Raw genomic sequence first — 17112 nt, forward strand, 5'->3', positions numbered from 1 at the left:
TTAAAGCATCTCATTTCGCGCACAAAAATAAGACTATTTTGGTAATTCCAAGTTGAAATCAACATATTTATTGCCTTTAATTTTTATATAATATTTAACACTACACCAATCCAAGTAACCCCTTATTGTATTCCAAATCGCGTATATTTGCTTACTTAATTCAAAATGCAACAGCAAGGATTATCTGTTTTTAAATGAAAGCACTCCAGCATTTAAATAAATACTTTTACAAATATAAGACCTACCTAATCATTGGTGTTATCATTACCATAGTTGCAAGGATCTTTTTACTTTACACGCCGCGCTATGTAAAAAAGATATTTATTGTTGTTGAACAGGGGCTTAATCAATCCATTTCAAATGATGTTTTCAGGGCTGAACTCATTGAGGCCATTCTTTACATTGTGGTTTCAGCATTAATAGGGGCTATTCTGACCTTCTTTATGCGCCAAACTATAATAAATGTATCCCGGTATATTGAATTCGACCTAAAAAATGAAGTGTACCGACAATACCAAAAGTTATCGCTCAACTTTTATAAAAAAAACAGAACCGGCGATTTAATGAATCGGATCAGTGAAGATGTGGGCCGGGTCCGTATGTATGTCGGTCCGGCGTTAATGTACAGCATCAATACGATTACACTTTTTGTTATTGTTATCATTTATATGGTAAATGCATCACCTAAATTAACCCTGTATACCGTAATTCCATTACCCATTTTATCGGTTATCATTTACAAGTTGAGCAGAGAAATTCACAAGCGCAGCACCATTGTTCAGGAATACCTCTCTAATTTATCGACTTATACTCAGGAGTCTTTTAGTGGGATATCTGTAATTAAAGCCTATGGAATAGAGCCTTTAACGAGTAAGAACTTCAATACTCTTGCCATGGAAAGCAAGGAAAAACAAATCAGTCTAACACGTGTTCAGGCGTGGTTTTTCCCGATGATGATATTATTGATCGGAACCAGTAACTTGCTCGTTATTTACATTGGGGGCATGCAGTATATGAATGGTGAAATTGAAAGTCTGGGTACCATTGCCGAATTCATAATTTACGTCAACATGCTCACATGGCCGGTAGCCACCGTAGGCTGGGTCACTTCTATTGTGCAACAGGCTGAAGCATCTCAGAAACGCATCAACGAGTTTTTAAAAATTGAACCTGAAATAACAAACACGGTTGATTATGCCACCGAAATTGATGGTGATATCGTTTTTAAGGATGTATCGTTCACCTATGACGATACGAACATACAGGCCCTACATAATATCAACCTCACTATTAAGAAAGGAGAAACGGTTGCTATTTTAGGTAAAACAGGTTCCGGAAAATCCACCATTCTGGATTTGATCTGCAGGTTATATGATATCGATTCGGGAACTTTGACGATTAATGATGTGCCGATTTCGCAACTCAATCTCAACAATTTACGAAACGATATAGGATATGTTCCTCAGGATGCCTTCTTATTTTCAGACAGCATCAAAAACAATATAAAGTTCGGTAAGGAAGATGCTTCAGACGATGATGTGATTCAGGCTGCAAAACTGGCCCATGTCCATAAAAACATTGTGACATTTAAAAATGGCTACAATACGGTATTGGGCGAACGCGGTATCACACTTTCCGGAGGACAGAAACAAAGAGTATCCATAGCCCGTGCCATAATAAAAGCTCCGAACATCTTACTGTTCGATGATTGTCTCAGTGCTGTTGATACAGAAACGGAAGAGAAAATACTGAAAAATCTAAATAGGATTTCTAACAATAAAACTACGGTTATTGTGAGTCACAGGGTGTCTTCAGCTAAAAATGCAGATAAAATTGTGGTCCTGGAAAATGGCCACATCGTACAAGAAGGAACCCACGAGGAATTAATAAACATTGAAGGATATTATAAACACCTCTACTTAAAACAGCTTAGCGAGTCAGCAGCGGGTCACCTGTAGCTGAACTAATACCATATCCGAGGCACATTGAGATCTATACAGACATGTGGTATAAATCAAGAATTATAAAAGAAACTATAAAAATTGTTGGTTAGTTACGGTTTTTTTTAGATTTTTGGTGAATACAACAACGAGTATATTAATTAAAAAACATTAAAGAATAACACGATATGATGGAGAAAGAGGAGATTTTTTCAAAAGTTTTAAGAGCAGGAAGACGCACCTATTTTTTTGATGTAAGGGCCACGAAAGCGGAAGATTATTACCTAACAATTACAGAAAGCAAAAAATTCACCAACGACGATGGGTCTTTTCATTATAAAAAGCATAAAATCTACATCTATAAAGAAGACTTTGACGAATTTAAAGAAATTTTAGCTGAGATGACCGATTACATTATCAGTGAAAAAGGTAATGAGGTGATTAGCGAACGGCATCAAAAAGACTTTAAAAAGGAACAAAATTTTTCGGATAACGGGGAATCGGTTACTGAAGATGCCATTAAATCCACAGATAGTTTTACGGATATAGATTTCGAAGATATATAGTACTGACTAACTTTCAACTAAACTAAACCATAAACCACTAAATACAATTTTTGTTTTGGTGGTTTTTTAGTTATTTACCCCGCTTCAACAAAATAACTTACTTAAGCTTTAACTCGAATTAAAGAAAGGGTCAACGCCATCACGAAATACATCATAGTCACTCCCCATCCGAATACAGAAAATACAATATAACAGAACAGCAACAACCATAGTGGCCCCAGGGTTATGGCCAGGGCAAACCTGAATGTCGATCGAAATTCAATCTCCACTATTTTTGGTTTTATCATCCATTTCCAAATCACATAAGGGACAATCATGTTGCAGATAAACAGTAGATCAAACAATTTTAGTAATAATGGGGGTAATGGACCTCTTGCTTTTTTAAAATGACAATCTGAAAAATCATTCGCCATACACCTGTTAACCGCCACAGGATCTGTAAAGTCTGCACCCATGGCTTCCAGCTTTTTCAATGTCGATTCGTAGCCGTCCGATGGAATATGGGAGGTAAGACCAGTGATATCATCATGCACTCGGGTCTTTAGATGCTGAATCAATTGATTTTTATCGGTAATAGTGATATCTTTTACCGAAAAAGATGTCCCATAATAAATCGACACCTGATCCGGGAATCCCTCAGCTCTTTGAAAATTAAACCCGATAGGTACCAGGTGTAAATCGGTTTCGGGATACCTTTCCAGGGTTTCAGTGATAATCCGAGTAAAACCCTTACTTAAAGGTCTGACCGTTCTATTGAGATTATGGCTGCCTTCCGGAAAAATGGCAACAGCTTCCTTTTCATGAAGTAAATCCGTACAGGTATTAAAAATAGAATTGTTCTGTGTCAGGTTACTCCAACCATCTCTAATGCGATATACCGGCAACATCCTTAGGGTGTGTAACAACTTACTGACCCAAGGTTTTTTAAATACGGCAGCACGGGTCAGAAAATAGGAAAATCGACCACAGGTTGTGGCGATAAGCAAGGCATCAAGTAAAGCATTCTGGTGGTTTGCCAAGAACAGGACCGCCTTGTTTTTCGGTATTTCAGCTTGCTTTACAACTTCTATTTTTTTGAAATAGAAAAAGAAACCTATGCGTATATAAGTCCGAATAATAAGCAACCAGAGCTGTTCCAAAGTATCTCTCAATAGTCTATATTTTCCGCGCCCATAAGGATGCAATTATCAATCCTGAAATAATGTGCCAGATACCCCAGAAAGCCGTTATTATGGCCATACCACCCAACCCCTCAAAAAAGGTAAAGATTAGCAATAGGCCCAATCCCGAATTTTGAATACCTGTTTCTATAGTAATGGTTTTTATGTTATTAAGAGACAATCTGAACAGATGAGCCACAAAAAATCCTAATAGGAAAGCAATTAAATTATGCGTCACCGACAGGGCAAATACGCGATGGATGTGGTCATAAAAAACATCCAGATTCTGTGCAAAGGCGATCACAACAATGATGCAAAAAACAATAATTGAAATGGGTTTCAATAATCGCGATAATCTTAAGGCCAGATGTTCGTTCTTGCTGCGCAGAACCATCCCCACAATCAGGGGTATACCCAGGATGACTACAACGAGTTTAAACAGTTCAAATATATTTAATTCCACCATTCTTAAAAGCGCTGCAGTGGGTGGATATAGGGATCCGTAGAACTGGAAATTAAAAGGTGTCATAAAAATGGCCAAAAAGGTTGCAAAAGCCGTTAAACTAACCGATAAGGCTGAATTCCCTTTTGCCAGATGGGTCATAAAATTTGAAATGTTACCACCCGGGCAAGCCGCGACCATAAACATTCCCAGAGCAATACTAGGTTTAGGATTAATAAGGACAATGAGGAAATAGGTCACCAGAGGTAACAAAACAAATTGAGAACCGATACCGACCAAAAGTAATTTAGGAGCTTTAAGGAGCTGTTTGAAATCGTTTGTAGTTATGCCCAGGGCGACACCAAACATAACAACGGCCAAAGCAATATTCAATACCCACAAACCTGTCTGATCGAAATTAATTCTTACCTGATCGAGTTCCACCATAGTTTAAGACACAACAGTTCCATTCTTAACGTTCATTTCCGGTTGCAAAAGAATAACATCTTTTTCTTTTACCGCTCCCAGTACCAGGCATTCGCTCTTAAAATTAGCGATTTGCTTTACCGGAAAGTTCACCACGGCAATAATCTGTCGGTTCAATAAATCGCTTTTGCTGTATAAGGAGGTTATTTGGGCAGATGATTTCATAATACCTAAAGGTCCAAAGTCAATGGTAAGTTGATAGGCCGCCTGACGCGCCTTCGGAAAATCCTGCACATCAATTATGGTGCCCACACGAAAATCAACCTTCGTAAAATCATCAAAATGAATACTGTGTTCCATATCCTAATAGTACAAATTACAAAACTAATTAAGGTCAATTAGAGTTTAATGATGATTCGAATTTTCATAATGTTCGCGTATCAGATCCCGGCCAAAATCACCATCAAAATCACGCCATACCAGATGAATATGGTTGGCATTGTTCTGGGTGTTATCGAATTCTATCAGAAAGGTTTTCCCTTGAACCCTGTAGTAATGCGGTTTTCCTTTTAACAATGCCCCTGCCCAGCCAAAACGAATAGTGTCAAATTCTTCTTTATTTATGGTCTTTCGCCGTGCCTCTGCTAATGGATCGGGCAAAGCACTGAGGTATTCATCAATCAAATTGCGCAACAGGTCACGCTGACCGGTTTTTAAATCTTTTGCTGCAATACCAACGGGATCCAATGGTTTTACTTCCGGTAGGTTCGCAGTTGTGATATCCGGAAATGCCTCTTCCCTAAAAACAGCCTTTGCTCTCTGCTCGGCTGTCAAGGCATTCATGAAGGCGAAAGCCAGATCTTCTTCCCTGGCTAAGGTGCGTTCTCCAGTTCTGGGGCCTGACATGATAGTGGCCGGATTGGATCCAAAAAATCGAGGAGCAACAGCCACCTTGCCATCTGAGATGGTAAAGTTCAACGATACATGATGCCCTTCGAAGGACCAGCCCCAAAGGGTGTCTTTTCTCGGATTACCATAAATGGCTATGAAATAGGCCCCGGCATCTCTGAATTCAGGATTGTTTTGAAGCTCGGCCAAAACATTTTCCAAATCAATAATGCGTTGGGTCTTGTTGTATCCCACCTCACCCAAAAAGCTTCGCAGCATCTTAAAAAAGAGGTCTTTCTGCTGCTTACTCAAGGCCCCTATCGTGATGCCCTCTCTGGGCCACATCTGACTGGGCAGAAAATGCCACTTAATGCGAGATGCATCCGTAAACTCGTGCATCACCTCACTGCGCTGTTCGGCATTCAATGTATCCAAAAATAAAAGAGTTGGATCATCGGAGCGCTTCACAAATGCCATAAGCAGGATGAATAAAAGTAGGGCCCCCGTATACTTTAATGTTTTCATAATTTGCGACTGTGTTGAACCTTGAAAACCACTTTGGTCTTTCTCAAATGTAACCATTATTTTTCAATGCTGCCGCTCTATAAAAATCCGTCGGTCCTGAGAACGCAATTTTCGGCTTAATTTAAGATCATATCAAACCCATTATTTCTTTTTTCTACTCATTTATACTTAATTTTGAAATAAACTCATCTTATGGCAAGAACACCTTCAAATATGCTCCCTTTGGGAACACAGGCACCGGATTTTAGGCTTATGGATACCATAACGCTATCAGAAATGGACTTGAATGCGTTAAAAGGAGCGCACGGCACAGTTATTATGTTTATTTGTAACCACTGTCCTTTTGTGATCCATGTCAACAAGGCCCTGGTTGCTTTGGCTCACGATTTCCTGAACAAAGGGATTGGCTTTGTTGCCATTTCAAGTAATGATGTGGAGAACTATCCTCAGGACCGTCCGGAAAAGATGAAAGAACATGCCCTTCGTGAAGGCTATCCCTTTCCTTATCTTTACGATGAGACTCAGGAGGTGGCCAGGGCCTATGATGCCGCATGCACGCCGGATTTATACCTTTTTGACAAGGATTTAAAATTAATATACAGAGGACAACTCGACGATTCCCGTCCCGGAAACGACATTCCTCCCTGCGGGGAAGATTTAAGGCATGCCCTTCAATGCTTGCTTGAAGGAAAGGCAAATACAAGAACACAAAAACCAAGCATCGGCTGCAATATAAAATGGAAGCCTTAATCTAAATGCAATTGCCAAATTCCTATCGTTTGCCAGGTGTTGAATTTAAAACCAATATCCTTTAATTCAGCAACTTTCTCAAAGCCGAACTTTTCATGCAGTTTTACACTGGCCTCATTTGGTATGGTGAGCACACCCAGAACATTGGTATATTTTTCCTGTTTCAATAAATGTATTAATTCACCGTACAATTTGGTACCGATCTGCCTGCCATGTGCATTGTGCTTTACGTATACGGTTGATTCCACAACGTAATCATAGGCAGGTTTCGGCCGAAACCGACTTCCATAGGCAAAACCCAGAATGGTATCGTTTTCCTCGTAAACAATGAAGGGATACACCGCATCAATAGTTTCCAATTTGTTTTGAAAGGTCTCCAGGGACAAGGGTTTGATATCGAAGGTGACTGCGGTATGCACAACATAGTAATTGTAAATATCGAGCAGTGCCTGGGCGTCATGTATGTGAACCGGTCTAATCATTTAATTCCAACCCTTTCGCTTTAGCAGGTTTTCAATATGGGCATAGTGATGATTCGAATGCCATGCATAAATGCCAACATTTAGTTTCAGGGAAATTTCAGAATTCGTATCCGGATGAATAAATACGTTATTCCATTGGGTTTTATTGATTCTCTTCAGCATATATACCAATTTGTAATGCACGGCCTTTAAATGCTCAATTGACATGGCAATAGGTCCGGTGCTGGCATCAGGCAGCTCTGCCCAAAACTTTTCATCATACGGTTTTATAACAGGGCGATCTTCAGTCAATGCCCATTTAAATCGAATGTAACTATGGTGATGACTATCCGAAAGATGGTGTATCACCTGTCTCACAGTCCATCCTCCCGGTCGATAGGGTGTCTCTAATTGCGTTTTGTTTAAAAACCTGACCAGAGATTCCAGTCGATACGGAAATTGCTCTAAAATGGCAATCCATTCCGATACCACGTCAGCTGTAATCTCATCAGGAGCCCGAAACTTCCCAATCGGATAGCGCAACGACTCTAATTCATCCTTTGTCATGCATAAATATAAAAAAAGACTACCTTAAAAGATAGTCTTTGCACAATATATATTGATAAACAGAACGACCGATTCCATTTATTTTACATCCATCAGCTCAACATCGAAAATCAAGGTGGCATTTGGTGGAATCACCCCTCCTGCACCTGCACTACCATAAGCCAGATGACTGGGTATCACAAATCGCGCTTTGTCGCCCACCTTAAGCAGACCAATACCTTCATCCCATCCAGGAATGACCTGACCCACACCAATGGTGAAATCTATAGGCTGGTTACGCTTGTAAGACGAATCAAATACCGTCCCGTCAGCCAGCTGCCCTTTATAATGAACAGAAACCATTTTCCCCGTTTCCGCCTTGACACCATTTCCTTTTTGAAGGATCCGGTATCGCAGCCCACTATCCGTTTTATCAAATCCGGCAGCCAATTTTTCCAATTCGGCTTCGGCTTTGGCCTTTTCTTCAGCCAAGCGCTTTTCTCTGGCACCTTCAAAGGTCCTGAAGGCTTCGACCGCATTAAAAGCTTCCGCTTCCGAACCCACTCTCACTATTTCCAGGGTTTCGATAATATCACCCTGGGCAATGGCATCTACCACCTCCTGTCCGGAGTGTACTTTACCGAAAACCGTATGGTTATTGTCTAACCACGGTGTTTCCACATGGGTGATAAAAAACTGACTTCCATTGGTGCCGGGACCTGCATTTGCCATAGACAATATGCCAGGACCATCATGTTTTAAATCCGGATGAAACTCATCATCAAATTTATAGCCCGGATTTCCGGTTCCTGTACCCTGAGGACATCCGCCCTGAATCATAAAATCCGGAATGACCCGATGAAACTTTAAACCATCATAATAGGGTGTGCCCTGGGGCTTTACTGAATTTTCGAGGTCACCTTCGGCCAGAGCCACAAAATTACCCACTGTTCCAGGGGTCTTCTCGTATTCCAAAGCAACCAGTATCTCTCCTTTAGAGGTATTAAATTTTGCATATAATCCGTCTTGCATGCTGTTGATTTTTTTAAATGAGTGGCAAAGATAACCATTGCGCACCTATCTGTGAAACGAAGTTGAAAAAGATTGTCAGAAATGAGACGGCAGGGCAGCACTTCCTGGAATTATTGATATATTAGCCTAACCAACTAAAAATTCCATCGAAGTGTTTCTATTATCACGATTTTCATACTGCTGCTTAGGTATATTTTTTTTATTAAATATCAGCTGCACATCGGTTAAAGAAGACCGTCCTAAAAAGCCGAATATTGTATTCATCATGTCGGACGATCACGCCTATCAGGCCATTAGTGCTTATGACGATGGTCTCATCCAAACCCCTCATATCGATCGTCTCGCCAGGGAAGGCATGCTATTTACCAATGCCAGTGTGACGAATTCCATATGTGCTCCCTCCAGAGCCGTGATATTAACTGGGAAACATTCTCATATCAATGGTAAAATTGATAATCGGTCACCCTTCGACACCACCAATGTCACCTTCCCGCAGTTATTTCAAAAAGCGGGGTATCAGACAGCCATGTTCGGCAAATTGCATTTTGGTAACAATCCGAAGGGCTTCGATGAATTCAAGATACTACCCGGTCAGGGGCATTACTACAATCCTAAGTTCATCACCAATACCGGAGACACCATTGTGAATGGTTATGTAACCGATATTATAACCGATTTGACCCTGGACTGGATGGAAAAACGCAGGGATACCAGCAAACCGTTTTTATTAATGTATTTACATAAAGCACCTCATCGCAGCTGGTTACCTGCATCAAGGCATTACAAAACCTTTACTAAGAAAACATTTTCTGAGCCTTCCACATTGTTCGATGATTATGAACACAGGGGTTCGGCTGCCGCATCGGCTGAAATGAATATTTTTAAGCACATGCATTTGGGGTATGATACTAAGTTGAATCGGGAAACGATTTCAGACTTGAACATCGAATACAAAGGATTGAACAACAATGCCGTCAATCGGATGACACCGTCTCAAAGAGCCAGTTGGGATTCCATTTACCTTCCGATAAACGAGACCTTTAAGGCGCAGTATGGCAGCATGAACGATTCCACCTTAATGCAGTGGAAATACCAGCGTTACATGCAGGATTATCTGGGTTGTATCGCTGCAGTCGATGAAAATGTGGGGCGTTTACTGGATTATCTGGATGCGGAATCCCTTAGCGACAATACCGTTGTGGTGTATACCTCGGACCAGGGTTTTTATCTGGGTGAACATGGCTGGTTCGATAAGCGTTTCATGTACAAGGAATCCTTTAAAACACCGCTGCTCATCAAATGGCCTAACGTTATTGGTCCTGAAACAACAGAAAACGAAATGGTACAAAACCTTGATTTCGCCCAAACCTTTTTGGAGATTGCAGGAATTCAGGTCCCGGAAGATATGCAAGGTAAGAGCCTGGTACCGCTGTTAAAAGGCCAGAAGGAACATTGGGACAGGGATGCCGTTTATTATCATTATTATGAATACCCTGCCGAGCATGCGGTAAAAAGGCATTACGGGATTGCCACCAAACGCTATAAACTGATACATTTCTATTTCGATGTGGATGAATGGGAGCTCTACGATAGCGAAACAGACCCTAATGAAATGCATAATGTGTATCAGGATCCGGAATACGCTGAAATCGTTAAGGAACTAAAAGGAAAACTTGAGGATTTGAGAACGCAGTACAAAGATTCGGACAGTCTGAACAATCATTACATTCAGATCTATAAGGATAAAGGCTATATCAAATAGACTTTCTTAACGTTCATATCACTAATGCTATTCGGACGATACAAATTTAAAAGGGTATCCAAAAATTTTAGGGCGACTCGTTCTCAGTTAGCGACCTCACTGATAAATTTAATACGGTATAAACGAAGTTCCTCGTCATCGTAATCGCCATCAAACTCATCGATAGCTGCATCTATACTATCCGTATCTGATTCCATGAAGTAATCGTGGATCTCTTCCTGCTGATCTTCATCCAGAATATCATCGATCCAATAGCTAATATTCAGTTTGGTGCCGGAGTAAACTATGGCTTCCATTTCCTTGATAAAATCTTCCATACTCATGCCTTTGGAGGAAGCGATATCGTCTAAAGGTAATTTCCTGTCAATATTCTGAATGATGTATAATTTATTTGTGGAATTACTGCCTGTGGACTTCACCACTAAATCATCAGGTCTTATAATATCATTTTCTTCTACATATTGCGCAATGAGCGACACAAAATCCTTCCCATACTTTTTGGCCTTACCGTCGCCAACACCGTGCACATTGCTCAGTTCAGATAGGGTTGTCGGATATTTCAGGGCCATATCCTCAAGAGAGGGGTCCTGAAAAATAACGAATGGCGGCACCCCCAATTTTTTTGCGTTGTTTTTGCGCAAGTCCTTGAGCATCCGCATGAGCACCTCATCGGCGACAGCTCCTCCTCCTTTGGATGCTGTAATGATACTGCCATCGTCCTGTTCGCCATCAAAAACATGGTCTTCAGTCATCATAAACGATGTCGGACTTTCAATAAAGCCCCTACCGGCCTCCGTTAGTCTGATCACCCCATAGGTCTCGATGTCCTTTTTAAGATATCCGGCCACCAAAAGCTGTCGTAACAAGGCCATCCAGTACTTCTTATCCTTTTCCTTGCCCCTTCCGAAAAACGGCTGTTCATTCGTTTTATGCGAATTGATAAGGGCATTTTCCTTACCCACAATAACCATAACCAGGTCCTTTGCCTTGTACTTTTCGTTCGTGCGCTTCACAATGTCCAGCAATACTTTAACATCCTCCTTGGCTTCGTGCTTCTTTTTGGGATGCCTCACATTATCATCCATATCGCCGCCCTCACCTGTTTCATTATCAAAAGCTTCACCAAAATAATGAAGAATAAATTTTCTCCTGGATATGGAGGTTTCGGCAAAGGCCACCACCTCCTGCAACAGCGCATGACCAATCTCCTGCTCGGCAACCGGTTTACCGGACATAAACTTTTCCAACTTCTCTATATCCTTATATGAATAGAAGGCCAGACAATGCCCTTCCCCGCCATCGCGACCCGCACGACCCGTTTCCTGGTAATAGCTCTCGATACTCTTCGGGATGTCATGATGAATGACGAATCGCACATCAGGCTTGTCAATGCCCATACCAAAGGCTATGGTGGCTACCACCACATCCACATCCTCCATCAGGAACATATCCTGATAGCTCGATCTGGACTTGGCATCCAATCCGGCATGATAGGGCACCGCCTTAATGCCATTGACCTGCAATACCTGGGCCAGCTCCTCGACACGTTTCCTGCTTAAGCAATACACAATACCCGATTTGCCTTCATTCTGTTTTATAAATCTGATGATATCGGCATCGACCTGCTTGGTCTTGGGACGCACCTCATAGTACAGATTCGGACGGTTAAAAGAGGCTTTGAATACATTGGCATTCTGGATTCCTAAATTCTTTAAGATATCCTCCTGCACCTTGGGTGTAGCCGTAGCAGTAAGGGCAATGATGGGAATGTTATCGCCAATCCGGGCAATGATATGTCTCAGGTTTCTGTATTCAGGTCTGAAATCATGCCCCCATTCACTGATGCAGTGGGCTTCATCTATGGCCATGAACGCTATTTTCACAGAACGTAAAAATTCGACATTTTCATCCTTCGTAAGCGACTCCGGAGCCACATAAAGCAGCTTGGTTACTCCATTAACAATATCTTCCTTTACGCGTTTTACCTCGGTTTTATTCAAAGAGGAATTCAATACATGGGCCACACCCTCCTCCTGAGACACCCCGCGAAGGGCATCCACCTGGTTCTTCATCAAGGCGATCAATGGCGATACCACTATAGCCGTTCCTTCCTGCATCAATGCGGGCAACTGGTAGCACAAGGATTTTCCGCCACCGGTAGGCATAATAACAAAGGTGTTATGCCCTGATAAAATACTCTCAACAACACCTTCCTGAAGTCCTTTGAATGTTGAAAATCCAAAATACTTTTTTAAAGCAGCATGCAAATCACTTTTTGCTATTAACATGAATTCTGAAAAAATTAATACATACAACGAAATCTAATACACCTTAAAGCGGTATTAAATTTAGTCCCACTAATAAGAGATCCCTCAATGTTTTTTTCGTTAGTTTTGTAACGAAATAGTCGAAAATAAATTTAAGATTTATTCGATTAATTACTTAAAGATAACAATTTCTTTAAAAGGGTCAACCATAAATAATTAAATTTTGAACCAAAAAAACGGTATTATCAGCACGGCTAAGTCTACAATTGAAATGGAAAGTCAGGCCATTTCAAACCTGTCAAATTTCATAGATGATGATTTTGCCAATGCTGTTGAACTCATATATAATTCGAAGGGACGTGTCATCATAACGGGTATTGGAAAGAGTGCCATTATTGCCAATAAAATTGTGGCCACATTAAACTCCACCGGAACACCGGCCATTTTTATGCATGCGGCCGACGCCATTCATGGTGATCTCGGTTTGATCTTAAAGGACGATGTGGTCATTTGTATTTCAAAAAGCGGTAATACCCCGGAAATAAAGGTTTTGGTTCCTCTAATTAAGAGTGCGAAGAACAAAATGATCGCCATGACGGGCAACCCGGATTCCTATTTAAGCCAGCAGGCTAATTTCACCTTGAATACCTTCGTCGAAAAGGAAGCCTGCCCGAACAACCTGGCCCCCACTACCAGTACAACGGCCCAATTGGTCATTGGCGATGCGCTGGCCATCTGTCTCTTGGAGCTGCGCGGATTTTCAAGTCGCGATTTTGCCAAATACCATCCTGGAGGTGCTCTTGGGAAACGGCTCTATTTAAGGGTACGCGATCTTTCGTCCGTAAATCAAAAACCGCAGGTTACCAGCAATGCCAATATCAAGGCGGTTATTGTGGAAATTACCGAAAAAATGTTAGGCGTCACCGCAGTGGTGGAAAACGATAAAATTATTGGAATCATAACCGATGGCGATCTGAGGCGGATGCTCGCCAAGGCGGATGACCTCTCCCTCTTAACCGCCAAGGACATCATGAGTCTGAACCCGAAACGCATAGACATCGATGCTATGGCTGTCGATGCCAAAAGCATTATGGAGAATAATGAGATTTCACAACTTTTAGTTGAAGACCAGGGGGCCTATGCCGGGGTGATTCACTTACACGATCTCATAAAAGAAGGTATTATCTAATGGCAAAGCAGAAAAAGAACATCAATGAGATGTCGTTCCTGGACCATCTTGAGGATCTCAGGTGGCATTTAATTCGTATTGTAACGGCTGTCGTTATTGTCGGTACACTGGCATTCATTTTTAGCCGATTCATTTTCAATGATATCATATTTGCGCCCCTGAGCATGGAATTCCCGACCTACAGGGGGCTGTGCAAGGCCGCTACCTTCATTAATGTGGACACCACCTTTTGTGCAGAACAGATCCCCATGATCATCCAGAACCGCACTATGGCGGGTCAGTTCTCGGCCGATATCTGGACAGCCATTCTAGCCGGTTTTGTGATCTCCTTTCCTTATGTGATCTATCAGTTGTGGCACTTTATCAGTCCGGGACTTCATGAAAATGAAAGAAAACATTCCAGGGGATTCATCATCATCTCATCCCTGTTATTCTTCATTGGGGTCCTTTTTGGGTATTTTGTTATTACACCGTTATCCATAAACTTCCTGGCCAATTACAGCGTGTCAACGGTAGTCGATAACCAGATTGATATCAGTTCCTATATCGCTTTGGTTCGGTCTTCAGCATTGGCTTCAGGCCTCATTTTCGAGCTGCCCATTATCGTCTATTTTTTAACCAAGATCGGATTGGTCACCCCGGAAATATTGAGAAAATATCGAAAGTACGCCTTAGTTGTGGTCTTGTTGCTATCGGCCATTATCACGCCTCCCGATATTGCCAGTCAGGTTATCGTGGCCATCCCCATTATCATTTTATATCAGGTGAGCATTTCAATTTCAAAGCTCGTGTTGCGAAAAGAACGTAAAAAAGAAAAACAGCATGTCAAATAGTGTTCAGGAGTTCAATGCCTATCGTTCCAGGATGAATGATAAAATTCTTTCAGACAATAATAAGATCATCAAACGTATCTTCAATCTCGATACCAATGCCTACACCGATGGTGCTTTGGACGTCAAAACCAAAGAGCTTTTGGGATTGGTGGCCTCTGCGGTACTACGATGTGACGATTGCATCAAATACCATCTGGAAACCTGTCATACCCTGGGTCTGAAAAAAGAGGCGGTTGTTGAGGCACTGAGTATCGCCACCTTAGTCGGCGGTACGATCGTTATTCCACACCTGCGACGTGCCTATGAGTTTTGGGACGCATTGGAATCGCAGCGTTAAACAAATGATAAATAAAGGCCGCGCCTTAGGGTGATGTTAATGATTTTACTAATTTTAGCGTTCATTTTGTAATTTATGATTTTAAGAGCCAATAACTTAATGAAGTCCTACAGCGGACGAAAAGTGGTGAAGGATGTTTCGCTTGAAGTGCAGCAGGGTGAAATCGTGGGACTATTAGGGCCGAACGGAGCGGGAAAGACCACCTCATTTTATATGATCGTTGGTTTGATAAAACCGAATGGCGGGACCATCTATCTGGATAACACCGATATCACGAAATATCCCATGTACAAGCGGGCGCAGAATGGGATCGGGTATCTGGCCCAAGAGGCCTCTGTATTCAGGAAACTGAGTATTGAAGATAATATTCTCAGCGTACTGCAGCTCACCAAACTGAGTAAAAAGGAACAACATCTCAAAATGGAATCCCTCATCGAAGAGTTCGGACTGGGACACATCAGAAAGAATCGTGGTGACCTCCTTTCCGGAGGTGAGCGCCGACGTACGGAAATTGCGAGAGCCCTGGCCACCGATCCTAACTTCATATTATTGGATGAACCCTTTGCCGGTGTTGACCCGGTGGCGGTTGAAGACATACAGCGCATTGTGGCCCAACTCACAAAAAAGAACATCGGTATTCTGATAACCGATCATAACGTGCAGGAAACACTGGCCATTACCGACCGAACCTATTTGATGTTCGAGGGCAGTATTCTCAAAGCAGGCGAACCTGAGGATCTGGCCAATGATGCCATGGTACGAAAAGTGTACCTCGGTCAGAACTTCGAATTGCGGAAGAAGAAGATAAGGGATTAGGGTTTGGAGTTATTTTTTAATCTTCTTTTTTGCATCGCCCAAAAAAGAACATATAAAAAAATAATAGATTCCTGCCTGCGCAGGAATGACAAAAGGAATTCGAATTTGTAATTGTGTAAAAGATATGCAGTAATGCAATTATACTGCAATATGAACTGCCGGGGAATCCCAAATAGAAGACATTTGATATTTCCATCGTTATATTCGACAACGATCTGTCATTCCTGCGAAAGCAGGAATCCATAAATCAATAATAGAATCAAAGAAGATTAATACATCCTTTAGGTCATCTCAAAACACCACCCCCTTTATCCATTTAAAGATTTTAACCAGGAGCAGCGCTGCCAGACCTACCGCGAATCCAATAATAAAATCCCTGAGGAAACCGGGGAGGCCTTCTAAAAGATGATGAAAAACATCAATGTTATGTGAAAAAATACCTCCGGACACCAATAATAAAGCCACAGTGCCTATAACAGAAAGGCTCTTTATCACCCAGGGCAAAGCACGAATCAGGAAATACCCGATACCGCCCAATATAGTGTTCTTCCTTTCCGCATTCAGCTTCACCAGTCTGAACCCAAAATCATCCATCCGCACTATTAAGGCCACAACGCCATACACCCCGACGGTAGCCAGAACAGCAACCAGAGACACCACCAGGATCTGGAATAACAGCGGCTTTCCGATAACGGTGCCCAGTGCGATGATGACAATCTCAACCGAAAGGATAAAATCCGTCACTATAGCAGATTTTATCTTTTCTTTTTCTTTAGTTAACGAATGGTTTTCAATTTCCATCTCAGAAGAAGGATCTTCTTCTTCACGATTGCGGTGAACAAGACCCTCATAAATTTTTTCAACGCCCTCAAAAGCCAGATAAATTCCGCCCAGAACCAACGCTGCTTTCACCGCCCAGGGAGCGAAGGCACTTAAAAGAAAGGCTATGGGTAAAATAATGAGCTTATTCAGCATGGATCCCTTTGAAATGGCCCAGATAACGGGCAATTCCCTTGAAGAGACAAAGCCTGTGGCCTTTTCAGCATTCACGGCCAGGTCATCCCCCAGGATGCCTGCTGTTTTCTTGGTCGTAATTTTACTCATCACGACCACATCGTCCATTAAACTCCCGATATCGTCCAATAATGCAAAAAATCCTGAGGCCATAAAGG

General features: G+C 41.8%; 17 protein-coding genes. 8 read left to right on the forward strand and 9 right to left on the reverse strand.

Annotation, left to right across the window (positions count from 1 at the left end):
• Positions 1 to 194: 194 nt before the first annotated feature.
• Entirely contained in the window at positions 195 to 1958 is a 1764-nt protein-coding gene (locus tag MR041_RS00250) for an ABC transporter ATP-binding protein (protein ID WP_242091577.1), read from the forward strand.
• Positions 1959 to 2128: 170 nt separating this feature from the next.
• The gene (locus MR041_RS00255) at positions 2129 to 2506 is read left to right on the forward strand and encodes a PUR family DNA/RNA-binding protein (RefSeq protein ID WP_242091578.1); all 378 of its coding nucleotides are present in this window, start codon (positions 2129 to 2131) and stop codon (positions 2504 to 2506) included.
• A 101-nt stretch (positions 2507 to 2607) separates the two neighbouring features.
• On the opposite strand, the gene MR041_RS00260 is transcribed toward MR041_RS00255, so the two are convergent.
• From MR041_RS00260 to MR041_RS00275, 4 genes are read right to left on the reverse strand one after another with little or no spacing between them, the layout of a single operon-like run.
• Positions 2608 to 3657, reverse strand: a complete 1050-nt coding sequence (locus tag MR041_RS00260; RefSeq protein ID WP_242091579.1) for a 1-acyl-sn-glycerol-3-phosphate acyltransferase — start codon at positions 3655 to 3657, stop codon at positions 2608 to 2610.
• 4 nt (positions 3658 to 3661) lie between these two features.
• Positions 3662 to 4555 (reverse strand): bile acid:sodium symporter family protein, encoded by an 894-nt coding sequence (locus MR041_RS00265; RefSeq protein ID WP_242091580.1) that lies wholly within the window; start codon positions 4553 to 4555, stop codon positions 3662 to 3664.
• Positions 4556 to 4558: 3 nt separating this feature from the next.
• Complete coding sequence (locus MR041_RS00270; RefSeq protein WP_242091581.1) at positions 4559 to 4894, reverse strand: tRNA-binding protein; 336 nt, start codon at positions 4892 to 4894, stop codon at positions 4559 to 4561.
• Positions 4895 to 4939: 45 nt separating this feature from the next.
• Positions 4940 to 5947: a DUF3500 domain-containing protein gene (locus MR041_RS00275; protein ID WP_242091582.1), complete on the reverse strand. Its 1008-nt coding sequence runs from the start codon at positions 5945 to 5947 to the stop codon at positions 4940 to 4942.
• Positions 5948 to 6139: 192 nt separating this feature from the next.
• Between MR041_RS00275 and MR041_RS00280 the strand changes: the two genes are divergently transcribed.
• Positions 6140 to 6697 (forward strand): thioredoxin family protein, encoded by a 558-nt coding sequence (locus MR041_RS00280; protein ID WP_242091583.1) that lies wholly within the window; start codon positions 6140 to 6142, stop codon positions 6695 to 6697.
• Here the strand turns inward: MR041_RS00280 and MR041_RS00285 are convergent.
• The 3 genes from MR041_RS00285 to MR041_RS00295 all read right to left on the reverse strand — a co-directional run bounded on the left by MR041_RS00285 (position 6694) and on the right by MR041_RS00295 (position 8736).
• The gene (locus tag MR041_RS00285) at positions 6694 to 7179 is read right to left on the reverse strand and encodes a GNAT family N-acetyltransferase (RefSeq protein WP_242091584.1); all 486 of its coding nucleotides are present in this window, start codon (positions 7177 to 7179) and stop codon (positions 6694 to 6696) included. The two genes, MR041_RS00280 and MR041_RS00285, sit on opposite strands and share 4 nt — an antisense overlap.
• The gene (locus MR041_RS00290) at positions 7180 to 7725 is read right to left on the reverse strand and encodes a YfiT family bacillithiol transferase (RefSeq protein WP_242091585.1); all 546 of its coding nucleotides are present in this window, start codon (positions 7723 to 7725) and stop codon (positions 7180 to 7182) included.
• Positions 7726 to 7803: 78 nt separating this feature from the next.
• Positions 7804 to 8736: a peptidylprolyl isomerase gene (locus MR041_RS00295; RefSeq protein ID WP_242091586.1), complete on the reverse strand. Its 933-nt coding sequence runs from the start codon at positions 8734 to 8736 to the stop codon at positions 7804 to 7806.
• 151 nt (positions 8737 to 8887) lie between these two features.
• Between MR041_RS00295 and MR041_RS00300 the strand changes: the two genes are divergently transcribed.
• Positions 8888 to 10498, forward strand: a complete 1611-nt coding sequence (locus tag MR041_RS00300) for a sulfatase family protein (protein WP_339328744.1) — start codon at positions 8888 to 8890, stop codon at positions 10496 to 10498.
• 83 nt (positions 10499 to 10581) lie between these two features.
• Here MR041_RS00300 and recQ read toward each other — a convergent pair whose 3' ends face one another.
• Positions 10582 to 12786 (reverse strand): DNA helicase RecQ, encoded by a 2205-nt coding sequence (recQ, locus tag MR041_RS00305; protein ID WP_242091588.1) that lies wholly within the window; start codon positions 12784 to 12786, stop codon positions 10582 to 10584.
• Positions 12787 to 12988: 202 nt separating this feature from the next.
• On the opposite strand from recQ, the gene MR041_RS00310 reads away from it, so the two are divergent.
• From MR041_RS00310 to lptB, 4 genes are all read left to right on the forward strand, one after another.
• Entirely contained in the window at positions 12989 to 13954 is a 966-nt protein-coding gene (locus tag MR041_RS00310) for a KpsF/GutQ family sugar-phosphate isomerase (RefSeq protein ID WP_242091589.1), read from the forward strand.
• Entirely contained in the window at positions 13954 to 14787 is an 834-nt protein-coding gene (gene tatC / locus MR041_RS00315; RefSeq protein ID WP_242091590.1) for a twin-arginine translocase subunit TatC, read from the forward strand. Before MR041_RS00310 ends, tatC begins: the two co-directional genes overlap by 1 nt.
• Positions 14777 to 15124, forward strand: coding sequence for a carboxymuconolactone decarboxylase family protein (locus MR041_RS00320; RefSeq protein ID WP_242091591.1), 348 nt, complete (start codon positions 14777 to 14779; stop codon positions 15122 to 15124). The genes tatC and MR041_RS00320 overlap by 11 nt, the downstream gene beginning before the upstream one ends.
• A 75-nt stretch (positions 15125 to 15199) precedes the next feature.
• The gene (lptB, locus tag MR041_RS00325) at positions 15200 to 15940 is read left to right on the forward strand and encodes an LPS export ABC transporter ATP-binding protein (protein ID WP_242091592.1); all 741 of its coding nucleotides are present in this window, start codon (positions 15200 to 15202) and stop codon (positions 15938 to 15940) included.
• A gap of 291 nt (positions 15941 to 16231) precedes the next feature.
• On the opposite strand, the gene MR041_RS00330 is transcribed toward lptB, so the two are convergent.
• Positions 16232 to 17107, reverse strand: coding sequence for a DUF808 domain-containing protein (locus tag MR041_RS00330; protein ID WP_242091593.1), 876 nt, complete (start codon positions 17105 to 17107; stop codon positions 16232 to 16234).
• Positions 17108 to 17112 lie beyond the last annotated feature (5 nt).

Origin of the sequence: Aestuariivivens sediminicola (assembly GCF_022662015.1) — a bacterium.
Classification (GTDB): domain Bacteria; phylum Bacteroidota; class Bacteroidia; order Flavobacteriales; family Flavobacteriaceae; genus Aestuariivivens; species Aestuariivivens sediminicola.

Excerpts from the sequence above, each read along its gene's own strand:
- MR041_RS00265 (WP_242091580.1), bottom strand. The coding sequence starts at position 4,555 with ATGGTGGAACTCGATCAGGTAAGAATTAATTTCGATCAGACAGGTTTG.
- lptB (WP_242091592.1), top strand. The coding sequence starts at position 15,200 with ATGATTTTAAGAGCCAATAACTTAATGAAGTCCTACAGCGGACGAAAA.
- MR041_RS00330 (WP_242091593.1), bottom strand. The coding sequence starts at position 17,107 with ATGGCCTCAGGATTTTTTGCATTATTGGACGATATCGGGAGTTTAATG.
- recQ (WP_242091588.1), bottom strand. The coding sequence starts at position 12,786 with ATGTTAATAGCAAAAAGTGATTTGCATGCTGCTTTAAAAAAGTATTTT.
- MR041_RS00285 (WP_242091584.1), bottom strand. The coding sequence starts at position 7,179 with ATGATTAGACCGGTTCACATACATGACGCCCAGGCACTGCTCGATATT.
- MR041_RS00250 (WP_242091577.1), top strand. The coding sequence starts at position 195 with ATGAAAGCACTCCAGCATTTAAATAAATACTTTTACAAATATAAGACC.
- tatC (WP_242091590.1), top strand. The coding sequence starts at position 13,954 with ATGGCAAAGCAGAAAAAGAACATCAATGAGATGTCGTTCCTGGACCAT.
- MR041_RS00295 (WP_242091586.1), bottom strand. The coding sequence starts at position 8,736 with ATGCAAGACGGATTATATGCAAAATTTAATACCTCTAAAGGAGAGATA.
- MR041_RS00290 (WP_242091585.1), bottom strand. The coding sequence starts at position 7,725 with ATGACAAAGGATGAATTAGAGTCGTTGCGCTATCCGATTGGGAAGTTT.
- MR041_RS00320 (WP_242091591.1), top strand. The coding sequence starts at position 14,777 with ATGTCAAATAGTGTTCAGGAGTTCAATGCCTATCGTTCCAGGATGAAT.
- MR041_RS00270 (WP_242091581.1), bottom strand. The coding sequence starts at position 4,894 with ATGGAACACAGTATTCATTTTGATGATTTTACGAAGGTTGATTTTCGT.
- MR041_RS00275 (WP_242091582.1), bottom strand. The coding sequence starts at position 5,947 with ATGAAAACATTAAAGTATACGGGGGCCCTACTTTTATTCATCCTGCTT.
- MR041_RS00255 (WP_242091578.1), top strand. The coding sequence starts at position 2,129 with ATGATGGAGAAAGAGGAGATTTTTTCAAAAGTTTTAAGAGCAGGAAGA.
- MR041_RS00280 (WP_242091583.1), top strand. The coding sequence starts at position 6,140 with ATGGCAAGAACACCTTCAAATATGCTCCCTTTGGGAACACAGGCACCG.